This is a genomic window from Novosphingobium gossypii (assembly GCF_050433305.1).
Classification (GTDB): Bacteria; Pseudomonadota; Alphaproteobacteria; order Sphingomonadales; family Sphingomonadaceae; genus Novosphingobium; species Novosphingobium gossypii.
Genome location: NZ_JBNPXM010000012.1, coordinates 122,785 through 129,481 on the forward strand (window position 1 = coordinate 122,785; position 6,697 = coordinate 129,481).

At 64.5% G+C, this 6,697-nt stretch carries 6 protein-coding genes and 1 other annotated feature; of the genes, 5 read left to right on the forward strand and 1 reads right to left on the reverse strand.

Going from position 1 to position 6,697, the window contains the following annotated elements; all coding sequences use genetic code 11:
- Window positions 1–5: 5 nt before the first annotated feature.
- The 4 genes from argC (at window position 6) to GGR40_RS18695 (ending at window position 3,962) form a co-directional block, all read left to right on the forward strand.
- Window positions 6–929 carry an N-acetyl-gamma-glutamyl-phosphate reductase gene (gene argC / locus GGR40_RS18680; RefSeq protein ID WP_429277758.1) on the forward strand — a complete coding sequence of 308 codons (924 nt, stop codon included), beginning with the start codon at window positions 6–8 and terminating at the stop codon, window positions 927–929.
- A gap of 407 nt (window positions 930–1,336) precedes the next feature.
- Window positions 1,337–1,675, forward strand: a complete 339-nt coding sequence (locus GGR40_RS18685; protein ID WP_021233466.1) for a P-II family nitrogen regulator — start codon at window positions 1,337–1,339, stop codon at window positions 1,673–1,675.
- 110 nt (window positions 1,676–1,785) lie between these two features.
- A complete protein-coding gene (glnA, locus tag GGR40_RS18690; protein ID WP_429277759.1) occupies window positions 1,786–3,195 on the forward strand; it encodes a type I glutamate--ammonia ligase in 1,410 nt (469 codons plus the stop codon).
- A gap of 140 nt (window positions 3,196–3,335) precedes the next feature.
- Window positions 3,336–3,962, forward strand: a complete 627-nt coding sequence (locus GGR40_RS18695; protein ID WP_429277760.1) for a lysozyme — start codon at window positions 3,336–3,338, stop codon at window positions 3,960–3,962.
- Between the two features lie 16 nt (window positions 3,963–3,978).
- Here the strand turns inward: GGR40_RS18695 and GGR40_RS18700 are convergent, their stop codons facing one another.
- A complete protein-coding gene (locus tag GGR40_RS18700) occupies window positions 3,979–5,469 on the reverse strand; it encodes a SulP family inorganic anion transporter (RefSeq protein WP_429277761.1) in 1,491 nt (496 codons plus the stop codon).
- Between the two features lie 61 nt (window positions 5,470–5,530).
- Window positions 5,531–5,586: a sequence feature (sul1 is cis-regulatory element that is thought to sense ions involved in sulfur or methionine metabolism; They are found in Alphaproteobacteria), on the reverse strand.
- A gap of 250 nt (window positions 5,587–5,836) precedes the next feature.
- On the opposite strand from GGR40_RS18700, the gene GGR40_RS18705 reads away from it, so the two are divergent.
- The coding region (locus GGR40_RS18705) for a transposase (RefSeq protein WP_429277762.1) at window positions 5,837–6,697 on the forward strand (861 nt) is incomplete at its 3' end.

Consider the following 6,697-nt stretch of genomic DNA (forward strand, 5'->3'; position numbering starts at 1 on the left):
ACGGAATGACCACCAGCGTCTTCATCGACGGTGCAGCAGGCACCACCGGCCTCGAAATCGCCGACCGGCTTGCAGGCCGCAGCGAATTTTCGCTGATCACGCTGGGTGAAGACCGGCGCAAGGACGATGCCGCCCGCGCAGAAGCGCTGAACGACGCGGACGTCGTCATCCTGTGCCTGCCTGACGATGCCGCCAAGGCCGCCGTCGGCATGATCGCCAACGATCGCACCCGCGTGATCGATGCGTCTTCCGCGCATCGCGTGGCTGCGGGCTGGACTTACGGCTTCCCCGAGATCGTCGGGCGCGACACGATCGCGCAGGCCCGCCTCATCAGCAATCCGGGCTGCTACCCCACCGGCTTCATCGGCCTTGTCGCGCCGCTGGTGCGCGCCGGGCTGCTGCCTGCCGACTGGCCCTACGTTTGCCATGCCGTCTCGGGCTATTCGGGCGGCGGAAAGGCGCTGATCGCCCGGTTTGAGGACGATGCCGACATCGCCTTCCGCGCCTATGGCCTGGCGCTTGGCCACAAGCATGTGCCGGAGATGAAGGCGCAGACCGGCATCAGCCACGATCCGATCTTCGCCCCCGCCGTGGTGCCCGCTCATCGCGGGATGCTGGTGGAAGTGCCGCTGCACCTGTCGATGATGCAGAACGCTGGTTCACCCGACGCGCTGCGCGACGCGCTGGCCGGGTTCTATGCCGGCAACGCCATCGTCAGGGTAGAGGACGACCAGCCCGACGAACTGCTGCTGCGCGCCTCGATGGAACCGGTCGACACCCTGACCCTGCGCGTGCTGGGTGCAAGGGACGGTTCGCAGGCGCGCCTCGTTGCGATCCTCGACAACCTGGGCAAGGGCGCCAGCGGGGCTGCGGTGCAGAACCTCAACATCCTGGCCGGTTTGGAAGAGACTGCAGGGCTGCGGGTTTAAGCGTCCGCAATCCGACATCGTGAGCAAATCGAAGCACCCTGGGGCAGCATACGCCGCCCCAGGGTGCTTAACTTTGCGAGCGATGGTTTCGAATGACGCCGTGGCACCAGCAAAGACAAGATGCAGCCTGCCTACCCGTCGCAAGCGGTCCTGCACAATTTTCAGGCAGCACCTGCCCGTTTATTGAACACAACATTACCCAAACCCGGCGCCTGATATGCGACAGATTGTTTGCTGACAGGGCAAATCGCGCAATTCCGGTCTTTTCGCGGACGCACAGTGCGCCTATCAGGTGCCCGACCGCATTGGCACGATTCTTGATGAGTAATCGCGCGCGAGGCCTCTGGTTCCCGGACCGGTATCCTCAACCAGACAGTCCGGGTGCAAGTGCAGGGGTTCAGGCAGGCGTGAAGAAGATCGAAGCCATCATCAAGCCGTTCAAGCTCGACGAAGTGAAGGAAGCCCTGCACGAAGTCGGCGTTTCCGGCATCACCGTCACCGAAGCGAAGGGCTTTGGCCGACAGAAGGGTCACACCGAACTGTATCGCGGCGCCGAATACGTCGTGGACTTCCTGCCCAAGGTGAAGCTCGAAGTCGTCGTTCCCGACGCGCTGGCCGAACGCGTGGTCGAAGCCATCGCGGACGCCGCGCAGACCGGGCGCATCGGCGACGGCAAGATCTTCGTCGTGCCGATCGAGACGGCCGTGCGCATCCGCACCGGCGAACGCGACGACGACGCGCTCTAAAGATCAGTCAGATCGGGCTGCGACGGTGGGGGCCGTCGCATTCCCGCAACAAGACCAACCCTATCTTCATTCGCGACAAGCGAACAGAGTAACGCTGGAGAACCTAGAAAATGGCAAGTGCAAAGGACGTCCTTAAGCAGATCAAGGACGAGGAGATCGAGTGGGTCGATCTTCGCTTCACGGACCCCAAGGGCAAGTGGCAGCACCTGACCATGGTCGCTTCGGTCCTGGGCGAGGACGAGCTGGAAGACGGCCTGATGTTCGACGGTTCCTCGATCGAGGGCTGGAAGGCCATCAACGAGTCGGACATGATCCTCAAGCCCGACCTCGATGCGGTCTATGTCGATCCGTTCTCGGCCACGCCGATGCTGATCCTGTTCTGCGACATCGTCGAGCCTTCGACCGGCGAACTCTACGCCCGCGACCCGCGTTCGACCGCCAAGCGCGCGGAATCGTTCGTGAAGTCGGCCGGCTTCGGCGACACCGTGTTCGTCGGCCCCGAAGCCGAATTCTTCATGTTCGACGACGTGAAGTTCTACGACGGCTATGACGGCAACGGCTTCAAGATCGACGACATCGAACTGCCGACCAACACCGCCAAGGACTATGACGTGGGCAACCTCGGTCACCGTCCGCGCGCCAAGGGCGGCTACTTCCCGGTCGCTCCGGTCGATTCGTGCGTCGATATCCGCGCCGAGATGGTTTCGACCATGCTCGAAATGGGCCTGCCCTGCGACAAGCACCACCACGAAGTTGCTGCTGCACAGCACGAACTCGGCATGACCTTCGGCAAGCTGGTCACCACCGCCGACCGCATGCAGATCTACAAGTACGTCGTGCAGATGGTCGCACAGGCATACGGCAAGACCGCCACGTTCATGCCCAAGCCAATCATGAAGGACAACGGATCGGGCATGCACACGCATATCTCGATCTGGAACGAAGGCCAGAACACCTTCGCGGGCAACGGCTATGCCGGTCTGTCGGACACCTGCCTGTACTTCATCGGCGGCGTCATCAAGCACGCCAAGGCCCTGAACGCCTTCACCAACCCGACCACCAACAGCTACAAGCGCCTGGTCCCGGGTTACGAAGCGCCGGTGCTGCTCGCCTACTCGGCACGCAACCGTTCGGCCTCGTGCCGCATTCCTTACGGTGCCGGCACCAAGGCGAAGCGCGTGGAATTCCGCTTCCCCGACGCGATGGCCAACCCGTACCTGTGCTACGCCTCGCTGCTGATGGCCGGCCTCGACGGCATCAAGAACAAGATCCATCCGGGCGAAGCGATGGACAAGAACCTGTACGATCTGCCCCCGGCCGAACTGGCCGAAGTGCCGACCGTCTGCGGTTCGCTGCGTGAAGCTCTGGACGCGCTTCAGGCTGACCACGCCTTCCTTCTCGAAGGCGGCGTGTTCACCGAAGACCAGATCGAAGCTTACCTCGAACTCAAGTGGCCCGAAGTGCTGCGCTGGGAAACCACGCCGTCGGCGGTCGAGTTCGACATGTACTACAGCCTCTGATCCTTCGGGACAGAGGGCGGCAAGTTCGCCGAGAGGGGGCGTCCGGAGCAATCCGGGCGCCCCTTTCGCGTCCTGCACGCTTTCCTACAAAGTACCACATAGGTTAACTTCCGCGCGAATCACATCGCCAGGAAACGACCATGAACCGCAAGCCGATCTTCGATGCCGTCCGCGTCTTGCTGGGCCGTGCCTTCACCCAGGCCGAAGTCAATGCGCTGGACCATGCGATCGACTGCACGCAAGGCGCCGTGATCGCCGATCCGCCCGCCGCACCGGTCGCAACCCCGCCCCCGACATCGACCAGCCGCGCGCTGGGCATGGCCGGGGCCAAGCTGATCAAGACATGGGAAGGCTGCGGGCGACGGCTGGCCGACGGCACCTTCGCAGCCTATCCCGACCCCGGCAGCGCCGATGGCAAGCCCTGGACCATCGGCTGGGGATCGACCGGGCCGGAGGTGAAACAGGGCGTCGTGTGGACGCAGGCGCAGTGCGACGCCCGCTTCGACATCGACGTTGTGCGATACGTCCGCGAAGTGGCGGCGTTCCTCGGCGGCGCGGCCACCACGCCGAACCAGTTCGATGCGCTCGTCTCGTTCCACTACAACACCGGCAAGATCGCCGGTTCCACGCTGGGCAGACTGCACAAGGCGGGCGACCACGCAGCCGCAGCCGCCGAATTCGCCAAGTGGATCTACAACGATGGTAAGCCGATGGCCGGCCTGAGGAACCGCCGCGCGGAAGAGGCGAGGCTTTACGCCACGCCCTGACGCAAGGCCGGCCTAATCAGTGCGGCACCGCGCCCGTTTCGAACCCGGTCTTGTCGTGCAGGGCGAAGCGGTCGACGATGTCCGCACTGGCGCGGTTGTAGCCGACCACCTCCACGCTGCGGCCATCGCGCTGTAGCCGGGCGACGATCTTGTCGAGCGCGCCCACTCCGGAAATGTCCCAGAAGTGCGCCGCCGACACGTCGATCAAGACATGGCCGGCGCCGCCTTCCGCCCCGAAGGCGCGGGTGAAGCGGTCGACCGAGGCAAAGAAGATCTGCCCCGACACGCGGTAGGTGGCGATGCCGTCATCCTCGCTGCGCTCCACCGCGAACATGCGCTGCACCTTGCCCGCGAAGAACAGGCCCGACAGCAACACCCCCGCCGCCACGCCCAGCGACAGGTCGCGCGTGGCGACAACCACCGCCACCGTGACCAGCATCACCACCGAGGATGTCGGCGGATGGCGGCGCAGGTTGGCGATGGAGGCCCAGCTGAAAGTGCCGATGGACACCATCACCATGACCGCCACCAGCGCGGGCATCGGCACCCGGCCCACCCACGGACCCAGCACCGCCAGCAGGAACAGCAGGAACGCGCCCGCCACGAACGTGGACAGCCGCCCGCGTCCGCCCGACGTCACGTTGATCACCGACTGGCCGATCATCGCGCAGCCGCCCATGCCGCCCAATACCGCCGCGACGACGTTGGCCCCGCCCTGCCCGATGCATTCGGCGCGCTTGTCGCTGTCGGTATCGGTCATGTCATCGACGATCTGCGCCGTCAGCATCGATTCGAGCAGGCCCACCGCGGCCATCGTCAGCGCATAGGGCGTAATGATCCGCAGCGTCTCCCACGTCAGCGGGACGTGCGGCAGGGCAAAGCTGGGCAGGCCTTCGGGCAGCCTGCCCATGTCCGCCACGGTGTGGACGGGCACGCCAAGGCCTATGGCGATGGCGGTCAGCACCAGGATCGCCACCAGCGGCGATGGCACCGCCTTTGTCACGCGGGGGAACAGGTAGATGATCGCCAGCCCGCCCGCGACCATGGCATACGTCTGCCAGCCGACGTCGGTCAGCTGCGGCAGCTGCGCCATGAAGATCAGGATCGCCAGCGCGTTGACGAAGCCGGTGATGACCGAGCGCGAGACGAACTGCATCAGCAGGTCCAGCCGCAAAAGCCCCGCGATCGCCTGCACCACGCCCATCAGGATGGTCGCCGCGAACAGGTATTCGACGCCGTGGTCGCGCACCAGCGGCCCGACCAGCACCGCAACCGACGCGGTGGCCGCAGAGATCATCGCCGAGCGCCCGCCGATCAGCGAAATGACGATGGCGATGGCAACGGACGCATAGAGGCCGACGCGCGGGTCCACCCCGGCGATGATCGAAAAGCCGATCGCCTCCGGGATCAAAGCCAGCGCAACGACGATGCCGGCCAGCACTTCGCGGCGCACGAAAGCGAAATCGCCAAACCACTGCTGGCGGTAGCGAACGAGATTTTCAGACATGGAAATTCCACAACAAGGCACATGACGCCGCAACGGCGCTGAACGATCAAAGCATGTGTGATGTTGTCCGGCGGATCGGCGGCCGGAATAGCCATCCGGAATTGCACCGGATCCTTGCGAGTGCCCCGCCATTAGCGCAGGCAGGGCAAGGATGGCAAGGGCGGGGCGGCGGATGGCCGAGGCATGCCGGGGCTGAACGTGCGCATCGCCGGCATCGCGCTGCACTCCTGCAGGCGAAGGCCCATCCAACCACGAAGCACCATACGCCGTCCGGCGCTGGGGCTTTCGCGGGAATGATGGTTCAGGGTGGAGGCTGTGTGAAAACGCGTTGATGTGCTATGTTTCGGGCCTGCTTGGGAGGCGTGAGATGGGGCGTTTCATCGAGGGTTGTGATCGGCGGGAGGTTCAGCTTTTGCCGGACTGCATTGACGATTACGTTGCCGAGGACAGCCAGGTTCGAGTGATCGACGTGTTCGTCGACGAACTGGATCTGTCGACGCTAGGCTTCGGTGATGCGGCGGCGACAGGCCGTCCGGGGTACCACCCGGCAACGATGCTCAAGCTCTACCTCTATGGCTATCTCAACCAGGTGCAGTCGAGCCGGCGGCTTGAACGCGAGGCCGGACGCAATCTGGAGCTGATGTGGCTGACAGGCAAGCTGGCGCCCGACTTCAAGACGATAGCCGACTTCCGGCGCGACAGTGGCGAGGCGATCCGGGCAAGTTGCCACCAGTTTGTGGTGTTGTGTCGCGAGCTGGGGCTGATCGCTGGCGGCGCCGTGGCGGTGGACGGCAGCCGATTCAAGGCGGTTAATACGCGCGACAGGAACTTCACGCCTGGTGCAATCCGACGGCGGATGGAGCAGGTCGAGGCTAGCATTGAGCGTTATCTGGGCCTTCTCGACACTGCCGACCGGCAGGAGGAGGTAGTGGCGCAGGTCCGCACCAAACGGCTTGGCGAACGGCTCGCGGCGCTACGCCGCCAGATGCGCGAGCTTCAAGAGATGGAGCGCATGGTTGCGGACGCGCCTGACCGACAGATCTCGCTGACCGACCCGGATGCACGAGCGATGGCAAGTGCTGGGAAGGGAACGGGCCTGGTCGGCTACAACCTCCAGGCCGCGGTCGATGCCGGCAGTCACATCATCGTGGCGCACGAGGTGACGAATGTCGGTCATGACCGCTCACAACTGGCAAACATGGGTCGCAAGGCACGCGAGGCGATCGGA

Coding starts and splice junctions, on each gene's coding strand:
- GGR40_RS18700 (WP_429277761.1), bottom strand. CDS start 5,469: ATGTCTGAAAATCTCGTTCGCTACCGCCAGCAGTGGTTTGGCGATTTC.
- GGR40_RS18695 (WP_429277760.1), top strand. CDS start 3,336: ATGAACCGCAAGCCGATCTTCGATGCCGTCCGCGTCTTGCTGGGCCGT.
- argC (WP_429277758.1), top strand. CDS start 6: ATGACCACCAGCGTCTTCATCGACGGTGCAGCAGGCACCACCGGCCTC.
- glnA (WP_429277759.1), top strand. CDS start 1,786: ATGGCAAGTGCAAAGGACGTCCTTAAGCAGATCAAGGACGAGGAGATC.